This window comes from Helicobacter magdeburgensis, assembly GCF_000765825.2.
In the GTDB taxonomy this organism is placed as follows: domain Bacteria; phylum Campylobacterota; class Campylobacteria; order Campylobacterales; family Helicobacteraceae; genus Helicobacter_C; species Helicobacter_C magdeburgensis.
The window spans coordinates 1-17,441 of record NZ_JRPE02000022.1 but is presented as its reverse complement, the minus strand read 5'-3'; the positions used below and the strand labels follow the sequence as shown (position 1 = coordinate 17,441).

The following is a 17,441-nucleotide window of genomic DNA, read 5'->3' as shown; positions in this document are numbered from 1 at the left end:
AGGAACATTTTATCAAACTTTTATAATAATGTCAAGTTAAAAACTATAAATAATTAATATATATTTATAGTTTTTTGTAGATTATTTGAATCTGTTTTTAACCCTTTTATAATCTTTGTTTTTTTGTTTTAATGCTTTTAATTGTTTGGGTTTGCGTTTCACGCGATTTAGTCAGCTTAAGGTCGTGCCTTAAGCGAAACAAAGGAGTAAAAAATGGTAGCAGGAGTAGCAGGAGCAGCAGGAGCAGGCGGTGCTATGGATTTTATGCAAAGCAGTGGCGGGGGGTCAATAATCTCTGGTGGATTACAAGCATTGGGAACTCTAGCTGTTGGTATAATGAACCACGATGAAAACAAAAGAATGCGAAAAATCGCACAAGGGCAGCTAGACTTAGCAAAACAGCAATATCAATGGGAGCAAGACAAATACAACACCACGCTACAAAATCAAACAGAAGCCTACAATACACTAGGCGATAGCTTTGGCAAGGCTTTAGAAAAAGAGAGTAATGCAAACTCCCCCGCACTCACATCAAGCCCCACCTTATCACAAGGCAGCGATTCTATGGCGAGTTTTGCACAAAGCAAAGAACAAAGCGTAGCACAAGATTCTAGCTCCACAGCCCCGCAAATGCAAAAAGAGCAACCTTTACCAACGGAGCGAATGTAATGCGTGAAGTGAAAAACACAAGAGACACGCCCCTTACACTTATTCTCAAAAGCTCTTATGGCAAATGCAAAGCCAAATACACCCTAGAGCCACAGCAAGTAGTGCAACTCCCTATTTACAATGGCTTAGATAAACTCATAGAATCCACAAGCAAAAAAGAGATGTTTATCTATGATGGAGAGGGAGAGCTAGATATAGAATATTGCTTCAAAAAGTATGATTTTAGAAAGCTTTATGCCGTAGAAATAGAGACATTTTTGGTTACGCAAAAGTATATAGAAAGGACACATTTTAGACAGAAAAAGAAAATACAAGACTTTATAGAAGTGCTTAATTTCAATGCTGAAAATCAAAAATATATGCTAATGCCACCTTTTTATGAGCTTTTGGAGCAAGAGCTACTCTATGGCTAGTCCTGCAAAGCAAGAAATTTTTAAACGCATAAGGGCAAAAAAAGACTTTAAAAGTTTTGTGTTGCTCAAATGGGAGCGGTATGAGAAAAAGCCTTTTATGGATAATTGGCATTATGATTATCTATGCAAAATCTTAGAACATACACTACCTAGTGATGATTTAGCTTTGGGTAATCATAGTTTGTCTTTGCATAGTGAGCCAACAAGAACCACACAACAAACACAAGGGGGCGAAGTATTTGCGAGTGATTTTAAGGGTTGTGAAGCTTTGAGTGCGAGAAGCTACCTAAGCGGTAGTGCCGAAGCACGAGAAGCAAACTCCCTTAAAAGCACCGCAAAGACAAGCCCAGAGCTTATTACAAGATTAATGCTTAATATGCCCCCATCTTATGGAAAGACTGAAATCATCGCCCGCTGTTTCATCGCGTGGGCTTTAGGCAACTACCCGCAAAGAAAGTTCATCTACATTTCTTATAGCGATGATCTATGCAGAAAGATAAGTAATCAAGTGCGAGATTTAATCAAATCGCCCTTTTTTGCGAGTGTATTTGGGAAAAATCCCCTTTTTCTACAAGATAATGCTAATGAGTTTGTGCTAAAAGAAGGGGGCGGATTATTTGTTACTACGCTTAAATCTGCTATCACAGGTTTTCACGCACATCAAATTTTGATAGATGACCCTATTAAAGTGAGTGCTATGAACTCTAAAGCCGAACGCAACCTAGTTAATCAAAACTTTAAAGAATCCGTGCTAAGTCGTTTGCAAGATAATAAGAGTAATATCACTATTTTAATGCAAAGGCTAGGCGATGAAGATTTATGCGGATTCTTACTAGATAAGAAAAACTTTGAATCTCACATCATTAATGAATGGAAGCAAATCAGTCTCAAAGCTATAAATAAAGAGAGGGAGACTTACACCATAGGCGATTACAATCATATAAGAGAGCCAAATACGCCCCTTTTTCCACAAAGACATAATAATAAAGATTTAGAGCTTTTAAAGCTACAAATGGGCGAAGATGAGTTTAGCACTCAATATTTACAAGAGCCTATGGTAAGTGAAGCGGGATTTTTTGAACTTGCCTATTTCAAAGAAATACCAAGCTATGAATGCCAAAATCAAAATCTTTATATCTTTGTAGATTCTGCTCTAAGTTTAAATGCCAATGCGGATAATCGTGCTATCGTGCTTATAGGTGTAGAAAACTATGAAAATACACTGCGGTATGTCGTGCGGGATTGTGTTTTTGGGATATGGGAAGAATCCCAAACCATACAAGAGCTTATAAGCCTTATGTTAGACAACCCAAAGGCAAAAGTGTATATTGAAAGCGATGGTGGTGGATTGACACTGGAGCGATTATTATTGACCGAACTTGTCAAAGTGAATAACCAAAGAAAGATTAACGCCCAGCCCCAAATCACAAATAGTATTAAATGCTACACGCCAAGCCGAAAAATCTCTAAGATAGAGAAAATCAAAGCCCTAAAGCCTTTTTATAACACGGGCTTTTTAGTCTTTTTACACAATGCAAGGGGACTAGCACAGATTAAAAAGGAATTGCTAGGATTTAATCCAGCCAAACCTTTTAGGAAAGATGATTGCATAGACTGCATAGCTTCTTGTGTCGCTCATAGTGAAGTCATCGCTCCTAGCTTTGGTGCTTCACCAAAAGAGCTAAAAAGCCCCATTGAACGATTAAGGCAAAAAGCTAGAAGTCAAAGGGTAGCGTGGAATTTTTAGCTTTTTAAAACAAAGAGAATCTAGCCCCCTTATAGCAAAGGGGCAAGGCTAATACACCTTGACAATTATTATACATAGAAGTATAATAATGGCTAGAATCTTACACATTCTAAACCACCTCCTTTTTTGGGCTGGATTAGAATGCTAAAGGGCGGTAACCTTTGGCATTCCGCCCAAGGGGATTCTAGCATACAAATACAAATCTTTGTTTTTTAACCCTTTTATAATCTTTTGCTTTGTGCTTTAATCCATTTTAATAACTCAAAAAGGACTAGCAATGCAAGAGACAACACAAGATTCTATACAAACAGAAGCAAACGCACAAAGTGAAGTAATCGCCGATTCTAGCCTTGAAATAGAGCAAGTGCAAGGCACACAAGACACTACCGATTCTACTCAAAGCCCAGAGCAAAGTGGGGATAGCCCACAAGAGAACACACCGCCCACGCAAGAAAACACAACACCACAAAGCCAAGATGAAAATATAGAGCCGCCCGAGCCTGAAACTATCTTCCCAAATGAGCCTTTAGCTCCACTTCCGCCGCAAATCCCACAAGTGGATACGCCATTAGATAAGGAAAGCAATGCTAAACTAGAAGCATTTTTGCAAGAATTACACATTGCCATTGAAACAAATGAGAGTGTGCTAAGTAACACACATTTTTCACTTCAAGGCATAGCCCAACTTTTGGAAGTTTCAAAAGATATATGGGAGTTTTATAGCTATCAATGTGCGAATTTGAAACTTAATAACGAGCAGTTTAATCTCTTAAAAGAGACTTTTAACACCATCAGCGTATATATCTCAAACACACTCAAAGAGCTATATACCATACACAATACAAGTCTTAATATTTTTAAATCCACAGAAGCCCTGCTTGATGAAGCCAAAAATGGCATAGATTCTATAAATGGCGATATAGAGATAGCTAAAGAGACTTTAAGGCAAATTCAAAACCTAGAACAAAAGCTAGAATCTATTAAAACCATTAACGCCACGCTCACAGCCATAATCGCCCAAGCAGAAGCGATGAAAAATGAAATCAACGCCCTTGTGCCAAATATCTTAAATGAAGTCAAAGCCGAGCTTTTGCGTGAAAAAGAAAGCCACGAGCTAGAGCTAGAGCAGAAAAAGGCAGAGTTTTTAACAATTTTTAGTGAAAAAATCACCCTTTTTGAGCAGAAAGTTACAGCTTTTAATGAAGACTTTGTGATTAAGCAAACCCATATCAACGAGATGATGACAGAGCTAGAATCTTGTTTTAATCGTTTGGAAGAAGTGCGGGATTTTGTGCGTGAGAGCTTAGAGAATGTAGAAAATGCTAAAAATGAAGCCCTGCAAAGTGTAGCTAATGCCAAAAGCGAGATTGAAGACAAGGCAAATGAGTGTGTTACCACTATGGAAAGTGCTAAAACGCAATGTATTGAAAGTGTGGAATCTACAAAAGATAATGCCATTGAAGCAATGAATGAAGTCAAAACTCAAGCCCAAAATGCCATAGAAAACGCTAAAACCGAGTTAGAAGCCCAAAAGCAAACTCACTTAAATGAGCTAGATTCTGCAAAAGATACACATTTAAGCACTTTGGGCGAAGCTACGCAAAATCACTCACAAAGCTTAAGTGATTTGCAGTCAGAGATACAAGATGACTTCAACCAAATGGCAGAAAATATGAAGCAAGAGTTAGATGCAGTGGGGGCTTCACAAATTGCAGATTTGACAAGTATTGTTAATGAAATCAAATCCAAGCAAACAGCACTAGGACATAACTTTCAACATCAAAACTTCACAAACAATGGCACTTTTACAAAGCCACAAAACGCACAATATTTCTATGTATTTGTGCAAGGGGGCATAGGAGCTAGTTTTAGCACAACTGCTGGAGGCATATCTAGCTTTGGTGCTTTACTCAGTGCTAATGGTGGTAGCGGAAGTGAGCAAGGAGCTGGGCAAAAGGGCGATTGTAAGGGAGCTTTTGTAGAGATAGTAGATGAGACCACACCCGTTGTGGTGGGGGCTGGAGGGATAGTGATGGTATCTTGGAGCAACAGAGGTTAAGTATAAAATGAGCGTTGTCTTGTGGGCTAGAATCGGCGATTACTTCGCTTTGTGCTTCGGCACTACCGCTAAGGTAGCTTCTCGCACAAAGCTCGTAAAGCCCCGATTCTATCTCCACAATACTGCCGCTTTTGTATTCCATAAAAAAAGAAAGGCAAAAAAATGAAAATCAAACAAAATAAAGCGGAAGTATTTGCGAGTGATTTTAAGGGTTGTGAAGCTTTGAGTGCGGAGACTAGCCAAAAGGGCTGTCGCACACTCGCGCGAAGCACTAGTCCAAACCTGCAAAACGAAAAGCAAATCTCCCTTAAAAGCACCAAAGAGACAAGCCCAACACGAAAGGAGTAAAGGAAAATGGTAGCAGAAACAGGCAAGTTATATGCCCTTATTGAAAACGGCATAGTTTTGCAAATTTTTGATAAAAATGATATTCCACAATGGAATGAGCAAAATATCTTGTGCGTAGAGTTAAGTGATGATGATAAGCAGTGGGTAAGCACAGGCGATAAGTATGATATGCAAAAGCTTTGCTTTGTAAAGCCCACTTTGGAAGAAGCAAAAGAGCAACAGCTCCACTATGTCAATAACCGCTTTGAAAGTGAAGTGGCAAAAATCAAAGCTCAATACACACCCCAAGATGAGCTACTCACTTGGGATTTGCAAGTCAGTGAAGCCAACGCCTATCTCAATGCAAAGAATAAAAATGCAAAAAATGCCCCACTTCTAGCTAAAGTCGCCGAGCAAAGAGGCATAGAGCTAGAAGCCTTGTGTCAAAAGGTAGTGGAAAAGAGTAACGCTTATAGGGAAAAAGTCTTTACTCTCATAGGCTATCGGCAAAAGCTAAGAGAGAGTATAGAGAGTGCAGAGAGTATTGAGGCGGTGGCGGGGGTAGGCTATCAATCCCCTTTTGGATTTGAGTAAAAAAGGTTAAAAATTCAGTCTCGGGTATTGCTTTGAGAGATTGCAAGGATTTTAGGGTAGTCATTACCCTTTAAGGTAACTCCTACCCTAAAATCCTTGCAAAACTCCCAAAGCAATGCCACGATTCTTAGAATTTGAGTTTGGGGCTTTGCCTTTCTTACTCCCCCTTATAAAAGAGAGAAAACCAAAAAAAAGGAAAAAATAAAAATGGCAACTCAATATGAAAAACGAGAAATTGGCAGAATTATGAGCGGTGGAGAAACAAGCGGAGCTAATGCAAAAAACACTATTTTAAAGGCTTTAGGCTTTGAGAGTGATAAAGACAAAGATGAAAGAGCAAGGCAAAAACGCATTGAGAATCTAAGAGCCAAGCAGATTGTAAGAGCAGATTTTGAACTCCCAACCCAAAGGCAGTAGATTCTAAAAAGTCAAAAACAAGCGGAAGTATTTTTGAGTTAAAATCGTGGTTTTCAAGCTTTTTGTGAGCGGAGCTTACTTAAGCGTAAGTGAGCAACAAAAAGTGCAGATGCAGTTGCGAAGCAACAAATCCATACTTGCAAATCCGCGATTTTAGCCAAAAAGACAAAGCTCAAAAACAAAAAGGAGCTAAAATGCAACACTATATCAACACCAACCCCACACAAAATAATCAGTGGAGCTATACTAACAATACAGATTCCGCGCAAAATATTATCGTTACTCTAAATGGAGGCGATGGGGCTTTATCTAAAAGCACTTGGGTGGAAAGTGATTGGACAAAATATTGGAGGGCTGGGGCAAGGGGTGTATCCGTGCAATGCTTTATAAATGATGCACTACAAGAAGTCGCACAAGGCGGACTTGGCAACCCACAAAGTGTAGCCGACCAAAAACGCTGGGTAAGAAATGAGAGCTACAGATGCGGAAGATATTGGTGGGGAGGGGTAAAATGGTGTAGTAGAGATGTGTATGATTGGACTTATACAAATAGAGCTTTTCCACGAGGTGGAAGCGGAGATACTAAAAGCTTTGCCTTAAATCTAGGAGCTGGAGAGATGCTAAAAATAGTTTTTGTCGGTGGAGCTAATATTACCAACACACTTTTTAATGGCAGTGTGAGCTTAAGCTTTATCCCACAAACTGCCCCTGTGATACCTGAAGTGCCTGAAGTAGAGCCAAGCCCTGAATCCCCTGAAACAGAACTGCCCGAAGTAGATTCTAGTGAGAATGCAGAAAATACAGAGCAAGAAACATTACCTACCTTAAGCAGTTAGCGTAATTTTAATTTATATTTTAACCCTTTTAGAATATTTAAATTTTGTGTTTAATATGGAGAAAGGCGACAATACCAACACAAAATCAAGCGGAAGTATCTTTGCGGGATTTTGGGAGTTTTGCAAGTGAAAGCAAGGGAGTTACCTAAAGGGTAATGAACGAAGCAATCTCTCAAAAGCACCGTAAAGACAACGCGAGAAGGAGATTATAATGGGAAATATACTAGAAATCTATAATCACTCAACACAACAAGCCCTAGCAAATGCAAACAATGCTGCTTCGCTTGTAATGGAGACACATAAAACTGCAATGCAAAACAATACAAACACGATTAATGCGATAAATGAAACTTTGCGTGAGAGTGAGAGAAACGCTATTGAAAGAGAGAAAAACGACATAGCAAACAATCAAGCCATAGATAACAGCTTTCATCAAAATTCATTTACGCGTATGTTAGCCTATCTAGGTAGTGGAATGAGTGATAAACAAGTCCAAGAGCAAATGGATAAAGACTTAGCAGCTCATCGTGCGGCAAGTGGCTATAAAAGCAACCCCAAACACTATAGCTTGGCAGAAATGGCAGTAGGTGGCACTGCTTTAGCGAGTGTCGCCGCAGTTAAGGGGACTTGGCAGGGGCTAAAAAAATACTTAGATAAAAAAAGCAAAGAATGGACAGAATACACACAATACAACAAAGAGAGAAAACAAGGGGAGAAAAACTTCAATGCCTTGCCACAAGAGGAAAAAGATGCCTTAATACAACAAGCAAGACAAAACATCGCACCTAAACAAGAGCAGAATCCTTATAGGATCAAGTTTAATGATGATGGGACATACCAAAATCCCCTAAACCCTACAAATAAAAAACCAGAGGATTATTTTAGCACTTCAGGTGTAGTCAATGGAAGCCCCATCGGCAATATTAATAACATTGTGAATCCACAACTTAATCTTAACACTCCACAAACAAACAAGGGCAAGTAAGGCTATTTGATTAAGGCACAAAATGGCGGGATTTTTTGACTATTTCAACGGCTCAAAGTATTATAAAAAACGCAATCAATACCGCGTAGAGCTATTTAATAACGCCAAAAAAGTGATTGAAAAATACAAATTAAAAGTGCCTTTGTATGATGAGACTTTTGTCCGTCCTTTGACTGATAAGGAAAGCACACTTTTACAACAAGATAGAGAATCTTTAAGAAACACCATAAAGCTTGTAGATGGCTATGGGAGTAGCTCAAGGGTGGTATTTTATGATGATGGGGCTTTTACTCTTTTGCCTGAAAACTATGTGCAAATCACAAAACTAGGCTTAAAGCACTATACAGATATTTTAGCTGAACTCAAAGCTAGGAGTGAAACGTACTATGCCATAGATTTAATAGACCCTGCTGTGATAGCGGGGATTGTTGCGGGGTATTTGCTAGGCATTGCTTTAAGCTGTGTGCCTTTTATGCAGGCTATCGGTGTAAGCACTGCCGCAGCGGCTAAGTGGGGGCTAGTATTGGCGGTGATGAATATGCTCCTTTATATCAAAAAGCTAGGCGATGATACAGCTTTGCAATCTTTGGAATATGAAGTTATATCTCACAAAGTAGCCACTTCCTATGCAAGTTATTCAAACTACTATATGAGCCATAAAAAACTACAAGCTGGTAAAGATTCACTGCTGTATGGTGGGTATGAAATCTATGCAAATGGACAAAGCTACAAGGCAGAAACTGCTGGGAGTGAAAGCTTTAAGCCCACACAAGCTTATAATCCTACACTTAACTTCGCCCCTTTGCACAAAACACAAAATAAAACCTTAGATAACATTGATGAACGCACACAGGGGAGAGCTCATTATAACCTAGCTGGGAATGATGGCTATATGGATAAAATCGCCCCATTCCCACTAGAAAAAATAAAAGAGCTAGATAATGATATGGAATATAAGCTAAACTTCCTAAAACAGCATAATCAAAGGCTTATAGAGGGGTATTCAAGGTTGGCTCAATTTACAGGGAGTAATGAAGAGTATTATTCAGGAGAGTGGATACAAGCGGTGTATAATGCCGACTATCGCACTTATAAAGATAACTACTATGACTATGTGGAATCTAAGGGCTTTATCAATCAAGTGAGAACATATAATCAAGCTTTGCGATTTAAGGGGGAGTTTTACTCGCGGAGCAGTGAGGAGCGAAAATGGATAAAGGTAAGCAAAAAGGTAGATGTGCCAAATATTGATGTAAATGAGCCTAACATAGATGAGACTCCTGCTGACCCTATTGCTGTATATGAGGATTGTATAAGAAACTTTTTTTATGAGGAAAGGCGAGAATTAGGCGATATGGAAGAATGGATAGAGCAAAATGGCGAATTCGATAAGAGTAAGGCAGAATGGAAGCAAAGTGAAAGAAAAATGCTAGAGAGTCTTAGCTTAGATAAATATTGGGAGTATCTCTTAGCCTTAAAAGCCATAGATGATAACACGATAGGCGATTGGGTAGGAAAGGCAATAGAAGCGGGATATTTAGAATCTGTCGTGCATCAGTATTTTATAGCTCAAGGGGAAATGCTAGAATCTAGTGATTATACACAGCAGGAGCAAGATAAATTTATATTAAAACCACGCCTTATTTATAAGGTTAATGAATATTGGGGTAATCAACCGCATATTTTATGCCCTTATGGGATTTTTTCAAAACAATATTATCCAACTTCACTTATAGGGGAAGGAAGAACAGACCACGCGGATACAGATGGCCCATACGCTTATTGGTATCCACGAAAATGGGAGATTGACAATGTAATACAGGGCGTTTATAGCAAATACAACTACCAGCCTATAAACTATAAAGACATCACACAAAAGGTGCTTTATACCTATATGCCAAAATGCAAAGACTTTTTAGGCAAAGAGTTTATGCAAACAAGCTTTAAGATTCTATGCGATAGGCAGGTGGAGTAAAAGTAACAAAAAGTAACAAAAAAGCCAAAAGCCCCGCCCTTTTTGCAAGTTTGGACTAGTGCTTACTAGCGGGGTTTTACTAGAATGCGTTTGTTTAGAAATAGTTTTGCTTACTTAAAGTCTTTTAGGCTTTTTGTAAGTAGGATAAGAAGCAAGAGCAATATAATTACTTCCACCATACAGCAAAAGGCAGTCGCTCCCTCTTAGGCAACCTCTAAACTGCATTATAATAATGGCTTATCACTTATTTTTTTCTACTCCCTAGCCACATTGCCACAAATGCAGAGATTGTAAAGATGATAAAAACCACAAAGGCACTTAGCATTTAGAATCCTTTTATTTTGTGTTTTGCTAACACTACTTAAAACCATAGCGGAAGTATTTTGCGAGTGATTTTTGGGGTTGTGCTGCGCGTTTCCGTGCGAGAAGCTACCTAAGCGGTAGTGCCGAAGCACGAAACGCAAACTCCCCAAAAAGCACCGCAAAGACAACGCTTTAACTAGATTTTTTCTTGCGTTGGTAGGCTTTACATCTACACGCATTTGAGCAAAACTTACTCTTTTTACTCCCTGTGAAGCTTTTGCCACACACGATACATTCTTTGGTCTCTTTATCCTGTGTTTTAAGTAGCTTGGCTGGATTTATGGGCTTTTGACAATGCGGACAAAGCATATTTGACATAGTTTGACTCCGATTCTTAAAAAAGATATAATCACACGACCCCTTGCGTTATGCAAGAGGAGTGTGATTAATGAAGTTCAAGCTTGAAAGTAATGGACACACTCCAAGCTTTGAGCTTCACAACCACTTTTTTAAACTTAAAACCTTTCATTTTAAGCCTTTCAAAGTGATTCCCTACCGCCTACCGATTAAATCCCATAAAGGATTCAATTAGCGTAATTATAACATAATATCGTTACAAAGTCAATGCTTTTTCACTTTTAACCCTTTTAGAATCTTTTGCTTTTGTGTTTAATATGTTTATTGTTTGAGTGGCATAGGCTTTTAAGGCTAAAGGTGCTTGTTTTGCAATTTATTCTTTTTCTTTTTTTATAAGGGGGAGGGGCTTAAATTTGCAAGTCTGCTAATGACAAAAAGGCAACAAACACAAACACTAAGATTCTAAGATTTGCGGTGTTGCTAGTGGGGCTTTTAGCAAAATTTGGGGCAGAGCTAGACATAAGGTCTGCGGTTGTCTCAAATTTTGCTAAATCGCTACTATGGATACCCAAAGCTGAATATTAAAAAGGATAAAAATGCTAACATTATATGAACTCAACACAATGCTCACTAACGATTCACTCGCCAACGACAAAGCCCTAAAAGAGTATAAAGAAGCAAAGGCGTATTATCACGGACATCAACTTGCCGCCCAAGAGCTAGAGAAACTTGCAAGGAGAGGGCAAATACCCATTTATGAAAATATCTATAAAATGATATGCGATAAGATTTTGGGCTATAAGATTCAAAGTTTGCAAGAGATAAAAGTCAGCGGCAGACAAGAGCAAGATAAGCCTTTGGCTAATCTTTTAAATGATTTACTGCGTGTGTTTAACTCACAAAAAGACTATGAAAAAGAGATTTATAAAAGAGATTTTGACTTACTTATGGGACAGGCTGTTATAGAGCTATGGGTGAATAAAGACAAACAAGGCGATTTTCACATCTCTTTAAAGGCTTTGAATAATGAAAGCTTTCTTATAGACACTTACAGTGTAGATAAAAATGCCCTAGATTCTAATCGTTTTCATAAAAAGCAGAATTTGAGCTATTTAGAAGCAAGGCTACTTTTGGGAGAAAATGTAGATATTTTTCAAAATGGCAATACTATCGTAGATAATCGCGTAGATATTATAGAAACTTGGATAAGGGAATATGATGAAGAAGTGGAAGAAAAATTTAGCTGGAATCGCTATTTGTGGCATACCATCGGTGGAATCTACAAATATGAAAAACGCCCCTTTAAGAATAACACGCACCCTTTTATTATAGCTAGGTATAACATAGATGAAAAGCATAATTGGTATGGATTATTTAGAGATATTAAGCCCATACAGGATTATATTAATTTTGCTGAAATTAAAATGGGGAATATGCTAGGCACGATTAAGGCTTTATATGAGCTTGATGCCGTAGAAGACATAGATGAATTTGTAGAGGGAGTGAGCCAAGATAATGCCGTAGTGGGTGTAAGAAGCGGGGCATTACAAGAGAATAAAATACAATTCGTGCAACACCACGCAGATATTGCAGCCCTATCTCAAAAGAGTGAGCAAAAGAAAAATATGGCAAAAATCCTAAGTGGATTAAACGATGAAGCTTTAGCTATGGCGACAAATAGGCAAAGTGGCATAGCTATCGCTCAAAGGCGAGAAAGTGGGCTTTTGGGATTGCAGTATTATGTAAATTCTGCGGATAATGCTGATAGATTACTCTATGAAAAGGTGCTAAGTTTCATTCAGCACTACTTCACTAAACCGCAAATGTTTAAGATGACGGATAAAAAGAAAGTGGATAGGTATTTTAGCATTAATACTAATGAGAGTAATAAAATAGAGATAGGGCATTTTGATTTAGACTTTAAATCCCAGCTCAAGCAGCAAGGACGAGAGGAGCGATTTGCTCATTGGAGTGAGATATTTAAAACAATCTCAAGCATACGACCTGATATTGTTACTTCACTTTTGCCTTTAATGCTAAAAGATACGGATTCTCAAATCATAGAGGATATAGAGGAAGTCTTAGCAAATGCTGATAAAGCACAAGAAGAAGCAAACAAAGCAAATCAGCCCATAAGCCAAAAAATGCAAGAGCTAGAAATGGCAAAGCTCCAAGCTCAAATAGAAAAACTCCAAAAAGAAAGTCAAAAGCTAGAATCTCAAAGCGAAGTAATGGGGCAAATGCAAGAACAAATGAAGCAAGAAGCACAAAATCCACAAGGCAATGGCGGCAAGCAAAATGAATCTCAAAAGATGGCAAAGAAAACGATGCAGATTAGTGTAAAAGATATGAGATAAGAGCTAGTTAAGGGGGGAGTAAGACTACTCTACCCCCTAGCTAAAGGGTAGAGTGTGGATAATCTTAGCTACACTTGACTACTATTATACATAATAGTATAATGAGAGCTAAGATTTTGGTAAGAATCTTACTCATAAAATAACCTCCTTTTAGCTAAAGGTGGTTATCACTTAAGGGGGTGTCGCCCCTTAAGGACAACCCCACGACATTATAACATTTTTCTATATATACTTACATTTTTTCTTTGTTACCGAGCATATATGCAATTTATCGCATTTTTGGCAGATGATATGCTTTCTTTTACTATTCACAAAGCAGATTCTAAAACCCACAGGGGCAATATCACAAAAGCTATCCACAAACTCTGCTTTTCTCTCCTTTTTCCCATAAAGCAATCTACAAAACATAACACCACACACAAAACCCATAACAAAAATAAACACATTCTCTTTATTTATAAGCCCATAAAGTAAGTTTAAATCCATTTTAACCCTTTAAAATTCTCTCTTAAAAACATACTATACCACAAAGCAAAGGAATCTAAAAAGGATTAATTAAAATGATAAGCACAGGAATGGTTATATTTGCAGTAGGCTTTATTCTTGGGATAATAACCTATGGCTTATACATCATAAAGGATTAAAATGGCAATTTTTAACTTTGACAAACTAGAGCAAAGTAACCAAAATCAACGCAAAAACTTAGGAGAGAGTGAGTTTAAATCTCAAAGCGTTGATTTTTTGCGTAAGAATCCTACAAATATACAATGGGAGCAGATAGATTCGCTTAATCTCCCAAAAGAGCAACAATACGACTATATTAAACAAAATCTAAAAGTAGAGTTTGATTTAGACAATGCCACAAATAAAGGCTTATACGGACATAGGGCAGAATGGGATTTAAACAAAAAAGCAGACGAGTTTAAGGAAAAATACACAAACAAAGGCTTTTTAAATGATGTAAGCAAAAATATTCAAGGTGTAATAAGCACTTTTGGCTATGAGAGTGAAGATATAAAAGAGCTGATTAAAGATACAGATGAGTTAGCACTTTTTGTAAAAAGGGCGGGGAAAGATGTAGAGAATATCCCGCATTATAGTGAGATTAAAGAATATCTCAATTTAGGATTAAATGCAAAGAAAAACTTTTTTGAAGTAGCTGATGATTTGGTGAGTGATTTGACACGCCCTAGCAAAGAAGTCGCCAAAGAGCTAGGACTAAAGAATGATTTACACTTAAGCCAAGCAGAGAAAGGTTTGCAAGATGAGCTAAAAGCCTTTGCACTCTATGAAGAAATCAAAGAAACCCAAAATCAAAACAAAGAAGTGATTTTAAATAAAGAGCAGATGGATATAATTGAGAATGATTTGGGCTTTTTTAGCACTCTTTTTAAAGATAGCAAAGAAAAACAAAATATGTTTATGGATATACAAAGAGCAAGGGAGCAGACAAATGACTATGTCAAGCTCTCAAAAAGCTTAGAAAATGTGCTGAAAGATGAGCAGTTTTTTGGACTACTTTCAAATGCGGAATCTTTAAGCCAAAAGCAACAAGAAAAGATAAAGAATTTTGAAAGCGTAGCGGAGTTTTTGGGCTTTGAAGCGGTGGCTTATAATAAAAATGGGCTATATTTTATAAAAGATGAAAGGGCGTATAAGGTAGAGCAGAACTTTAACCAAGAGCTTTTAGGTGTGTTAAATGATAATAAAGGCTCTTTTGGGCTAGGTATAGCAGGGGCAATGCAAGGAGCAAAAAAGGGAGCAAGTGCTAAAGCTAGATTTGGCAATATGGTGCTGTATGGAGCGGGAGGGGCATTTTTTGGTGGTGTATTAGATTCACTGCTTGTAGATGCAAAGCTAAATAAAGACTTTGATATAGCTCAAGCCCTTATACACGGCTCACAAGAAGCAGGACTGAATGTCGCGGGGGATTTAGTCTTTAAAGGTATTTCCACCACTTATAAGGCAATCAAAGGTGGAATGGTAAAAACAGATAAAGGCTTAGGATTATTAAAAGAAGTCACAAATCAAGCTAAACTCGCTCTAAGCGGACAAAATATGGGTGCGATTGATAGGGCTTTAAGCAAACAAGCTAAAAAAGATGAAATCCCGCGTATTTTGAAAAGCTTCCAAGAATCACAAAGTGATGAGCTGATTAAAAAAGACTTTCAAAATGAAAGTTTGACGGAGAAAATCTTAAATAAAGTCTCTGCCTATGTTCCTAAAGCCTTTAAAAAAACTAATGAACCTAGCTCACTAGCACAAAAACGCCAAGAGCTACTAAGCACGGCGTTAAGAAATAAAGACTTAGCTGATAGCCTTGCAAACCAGCTTGATGATGTAGAGGCTAGAATCTTAAGTGAAGCAAGTAATAAAATGGCAAAAGACTTTAAAGCCCTAAGCCAAAGCTATGAAAACTTAATCGCCAAAGAAGTGCTAAAAAATGAAGCAAATCCTAGTCTGCCAAAAGTCTTTCAAAGGGCTGTGGAATTGAGCGAACATAATGTCAAAACTCAATACGCACAAAGTGTAGCCAAACTAGAATCTACACTCAAAGACAAAAGCATTGACTTACTCACACCTTTTAAAAATGTAGCAGATTATGCTATAAGAGAGTTTGGAGTAAATGCTGAAATAAGTAGAGCTTTAATCAATGAAGTGAATAATTTGCAAGGACGAAATATCACCATCAAAGAAGCTCTAGAAAAAAGAAAAGATATAAATGCCATTATTAGAAACTATAATGACAACCCAAATGCCTTAAAAAAATTTAGATTCCAAGATAATGCCCTAGAGCTAAAAAACGCCATTGATACGCAGATTCATAACACTATTGAAAGTGGTATAGCTAAAGGGGAGCTTGATACATCTGCAAGAGCTGTGCTAGAAGAGTTTAGAGAAGCAAACATCGCTTATGCGGATATAAAACAAAGGCTCAATGATAAACTCACAAAAGCTATCTTTATGAACCAACCAAAGAAAAGCACGATAAATTCAATGCGAAGTGTAGATGAGTGGAAAAAAGCTGTGTTAGATAAACAATGGCAAGATTCAATAGTGGGGCTAGAAAATACAATCTTTGCCAAATTTGACCCTAGAATGCAAGAGCATACGCAAACCTTGCTTATTTTTAGAAGCCTAGAGCGACATATTAAAGAAAAGGACGGCTCTACCTTTATAGACTTAAGCAAAGCCCTAAAAGATATAGAGCAGTTAGAATCTCTGCCCCTGCACCCAAAAGCTCAAAATGCCCTAAATATCTTTAAAGAACTAGCACAAACTTATGAGTTTATGCAAAAGCTAAGCGGAGCTAAAGGCTTTAAAAGTGGGGCAGGTAATGGAGCTTTAAGCACTACGCTGGAAGGCAGAATGCAGGTATTTATGACAAATAGGCTTTTTAAGGCTCTATTTTTTAGAGTGCCTTACATTGGCGATAAAGATGCCCTGCTCCATCACCTTAAAAAAGCAGTCCAAGAGCTGAAATATCCACGAGCTATTACACTTGATATGCTACAAAATCCAAAGCTCACAAGCCCAAATCCAAAAAGCCCAAGCAATCCTAATGGAGAGGCTTATATCAATGAGAATGTCGCAAAAGATATACAAAACTATGTGTCAAATCCTAAGATTTTAACCGATGAGCTAAAACATAGGGCGAAAAGCTATGCGTTAAATAATGCCTTAACTCCGCCAAGTGATGAATCTATCCTTAAAGCCATAAATGATGATACACTCATTTACACCACAATCGGCAATGGCAAGGTAAATAAAGAGCAGATAGAGAAGTTAAAAGAAGTGGTGGAAAAAGCCCCACCCAAAGCAGATGACCTAAAAGTATTACAAATTAATGCAGATGAAGCACAAAATATTCTTCAATCAGTCAAGCCAGAACCTATGCCACAAAGCATAAGTAAAGATGAATTTTTAAATGGATTTGAAGAAATACTCAATAAAGAAAATTTCACAAAACACTTAGAAAAAGCACAAGATTCTAGCAACAGGTTAAAATATCTCAATCTTGTAGAGCCTACCCTGCAAAGATATGATTTAGCTCTTACGACATTAAATAAAAATGGCAGTCAAACACAAGAATTTATAAAGGCTTATCAAGGTGAGGATAATAAAATTTTCTATGTGCTTATTACACCACAAGAAAATAACAAAATGCTTTTGACAGGTTTTCCAACAACAAAATGGCGAGAAATTAAAAAAAGAATACAAAATGCAAACGAGATAAAAGCACGAGATTTAGGCGAGATTTCCTCCGCACAAAGCCATACTATGTCGCCAACTCCACGAGAGCATTCTACCACAAACAAAGTCTTTAATCAAGATGATACACTCATTTACACCACCATAGGCAATGGCAAGATGTTAAAAGAAGTGGTGGAAAGTGGGGATA

Annotated in this window: 16 protein-coding genes; 13 read left to right on the top strand and 3 right to left on the bottom strand. The window is 37.7% G+C overall.

Translation table 11 applies throughout. From position 1 onward, the window contains the following. The first annotated feature begins 213 nt into the window (after positions 1-213). The 10 genes from LS74_RS10095 to LS74_RS11550 all read left to right on the top strand — a co-directional run bounded on the left by LS74_RS10095 (position 214) and on the right by LS74_RS11550 (position 10,022). Positions 214-669 (top strand): hypothetical protein, encoded by a 456-nt coding sequence (locus LS74_RS10095; protein WP_034586062.1) that lies wholly within the window; start codon positions 214-216, stop codon positions 667-669. After that, positions 669-1,082, top strand: coding sequence for a hypothetical protein (locus LS74_RS10090; RefSeq protein ID WP_034586064.1), 414 nt, complete (start codon positions 669-671; stop codon positions 1,080-1,082). Before LS74_RS10095 ends, LS74_RS10090 begins: the two co-directional genes overlap by 1 nt. Beyond that, entirely contained in the window at positions 1,075-2,829 is a 1,755-nt protein-coding gene (locus tag LS74_RS10085; RefSeq protein WP_052086379.1) for a terminase large subunit domain-containing protein, read from the top strand. Before LS74_RS10090 ends, LS74_RS10085 begins: the two co-directional genes overlap by 8 nt. A gap of 277 nt (positions 2,830-3,106) precedes the next feature. Next, positions 3,107-4,888, top strand: a complete 1,782-nt coding sequence (locus LS74_RS10080) for a coiled-coil domain-containing protein (protein ID WP_034586067.1) — start codon at positions 3,107-3,109, stop codon at positions 4,886-4,888. Between the two features lie 162 nt (positions 4,889-5,050). Continuing rightward, positions 5,051-5,236, top strand: a complete 186-nt coding sequence (locus LS74_RS10075; RefSeq protein WP_034586070.1) for a hypothetical protein — start codon at positions 5,051-5,053, stop codon at positions 5,234-5,236. A gap of 6 nt (positions 5,237-5,242) precedes the next feature. Next, a complete protein-coding gene (locus tag LS74_RS10070; RefSeq protein ID WP_034586073.1) occupies positions 5,243-5,809 on the top strand; it encodes a hypothetical protein in 567 nt (188 codons plus the stop codon). A 207-nt stretch (positions 5,810-6,016) separates the two neighbouring features. Continuing rightward, the gene (locus LS74_RS10065) at positions 6,017-6,226 is read left to right on the top strand and encodes a hypothetical protein (RefSeq protein WP_034586076.1); all 210 of its coding nucleotides are present in this window, start codon (positions 6,017-6,019) and stop codon (positions 6,224-6,226) included. 194 nt (positions 6,227-6,420) lie between these two features. Further along, positions 6,421-7,062: a hypothetical protein gene (locus LS74_RS11560; RefSeq protein WP_236096921.1), complete on the top strand. Its 642-nt coding sequence runs from the start codon at positions 6,421-6,423 to the stop codon at positions 7,060-7,062. A 211-nt stretch (positions 7,063-7,273) separates the two neighbouring features. Then, positions 7,274-8,047, top strand: coding sequence for a hypothetical protein (locus LS74_RS11555; RefSeq protein WP_236096920.1), 774 nt, complete (start codon positions 7,274-7,276; stop codon positions 8,045-8,047). Between the two features lie 22 nt (positions 8,048-8,069). After that, positions 8,070-10,022: a hypothetical protein gene (locus LS74_RS11550; protein ID WP_236096919.1), complete on the top strand. Its 1,953-nt coding sequence runs from the start codon at positions 8,070-8,072 to the stop codon at positions 10,020-10,022. 254 nt (positions 10,023-10,276) lie between these two features. On the opposite strand, the gene LS74_RS10040 is transcribed toward LS74_RS11550, so the two are convergent. Continuing rightward, positions 10,277-10,564, bottom strand: a complete 288-nt coding sequence (locus LS74_RS10040) for a hypothetical protein (protein WP_138129113.1) — start codon at positions 10,562-10,564, stop codon at positions 10,277-10,279. After that, positions 10,518-10,703, bottom strand: a complete 186-nt coding sequence (locus LS74_RS10035) for a hypothetical protein (protein WP_034586079.1) — start codon at positions 10,701-10,703, stop codon at positions 10,518-10,520. The genes LS74_RS10040 and LS74_RS10035 overlap by 47 nt, the downstream gene beginning before the upstream one ends. A gap of 70 nt (positions 10,704-10,773) precedes the next feature. Here LS74_RS10035 and LS74_RS10975 point away from each other — a divergent pair, with 70 nt between their 5' ends. Both LS74_RS10975 and LS74_RS10030 read left to right on the top strand, forming a co-directional pair. Beyond that, positions 10,774-10,917 (top strand): hypothetical protein, encoded by a 144-nt coding sequence (locus tag LS74_RS10975; RefSeq protein ID WP_167480484.1) that lies wholly within the window; start codon positions 10,774-10,776, stop codon positions 10,915-10,917. 361 nt (positions 10,918-11,278) lie between these two features. After that, complete coding sequence (locus LS74_RS10030; protein WP_236096918.1) at positions 11,279-13,039, top strand: portal protein; 1,761 nt, start codon at positions 11,279-11,281, stop codon at positions 13,037-13,039. A 222-nt stretch (positions 13,040-13,261) separates the two neighbouring features. On the opposite strand, the gene LS74_RS10025 is transcribed toward LS74_RS10030, so the two are convergent. Beyond that, positions 13,262-13,525 carry a hypothetical protein gene (locus tag LS74_RS10025; protein ID WP_052086381.1) on the bottom strand — a complete coding sequence of 88 codons (264 nt, stop codon included), beginning with the start codon at positions 13,523-13,525 and terminating at the stop codon, positions 13,262-13,264. Between the two features lie 159 nt (positions 13,526-13,684). Here LS74_RS10025 and LS74_RS11545 point away from each other — a divergent pair. Beyond that, positions 13,685-17,441 (top strand): hypothetical protein (locus LS74_RS11545; protein WP_236096917.1); only part of this gene is annotated, 3,757 nt, incomplete at its 3' end.

What these genes read in the sequence shown, in the direction of transcription:
- LS74_RS10095 (WP_034586062.1), top strand. Translation starts at nt 214, where the DNA reads ATGGTAGCAGGAGTAGCAGGAGCAGCAGGAGCAGGCGGTGCTATGGAT.
- LS74_RS10090 (WP_034586064.1), top strand. Translation starts at nt 669, where the DNA reads ATGCGTGAAGTGAAAAACACAAGAGACACGCCCCTTACACTTATTCTC.
- LS74_RS10085 (WP_052086379.1), top strand. Translation starts at nt 1,075, where the DNA reads ATGGCTAGTCCTGCAAAGCAAGAAATTTTTAAACGCATAAGGGCAAAA.
- LS74_RS10080 (WP_034586067.1), top strand. Translation starts at nt 3,107, where the DNA reads ATGCAAGAGACAACACAAGATTCTATACAAACAGAAGCAAACGCACAA.
- LS74_RS10075 (WP_034586070.1), top strand. Translation starts at nt 5,051, where the DNA reads ATGAAAATCAAACAAAATAAAGCGGAAGTATTTGCGAGTGATTTTAAG.
- LS74_RS10070 (WP_034586073.1), top strand. Translation starts at nt 5,243, where the DNA reads ATGGTAGCAGAAACAGGCAAGTTATATGCCCTTATTGAAAACGGCATA.
- LS74_RS10065 (WP_034586076.1), top strand. Translation starts at nt 6,017, where the DNA reads ATGGCAACTCAATATGAAAAACGAGAAATTGGCAGAATTATGAGCGGT.
- LS74_RS11560 (WP_236096921.1), top strand. Translation starts at nt 6,421, where the DNA reads ATGCAACACTATATCAACACCAACCCCACACAAAATAATCAGTGGAGC.
- LS74_RS11555 (WP_236096920.1), top strand. Translation starts at nt 7,274, where the DNA reads ATGGGAAATATACTAGAAATCTATAATCACTCAACACAACAAGCCCTA.
- LS74_RS11550 (WP_236096919.1), top strand. Translation starts at nt 8,070, where the DNA reads ATGGCGGGATTTTTTGACTATTTCAACGGCTCAAAGTATTATAAAAAA.
- LS74_RS10040 (WP_138129113.1), bottom strand. Translation starts at nt 10,564, where the DNA reads ATGCGTGTAGATGTAAAGCCTACCAACGCAAGAAAAAATCTAGTTAAA.
- LS74_RS10035 (WP_034586079.1), bottom strand. Translation starts at nt 10,703, where the DNA reads ATGTCAAATATGCTTTGTCCGCATTGTCAAAAGCCCATAAATCCAGCC.
- LS74_RS10975 (WP_167480484.1), top strand. Translation starts at nt 10,774, where the DNA reads ATGAAGTTCAAGCTTGAAAGTAATGGACACACTCCAAGCTTTGAGCTT.
- LS74_RS10030 (WP_236096918.1), top strand. Translation starts at nt 11,279, where the DNA reads ATGCTAACATTATATGAACTCAACACAATGCTCACTAACGATTCACTC.
- LS74_RS10025 (WP_052086381.1), bottom strand. Translation starts at nt 13,525, where the DNA reads ATGGATTTAAACTTACTTTATGGGCTTATAAATAAAGAGAATGTGTTT.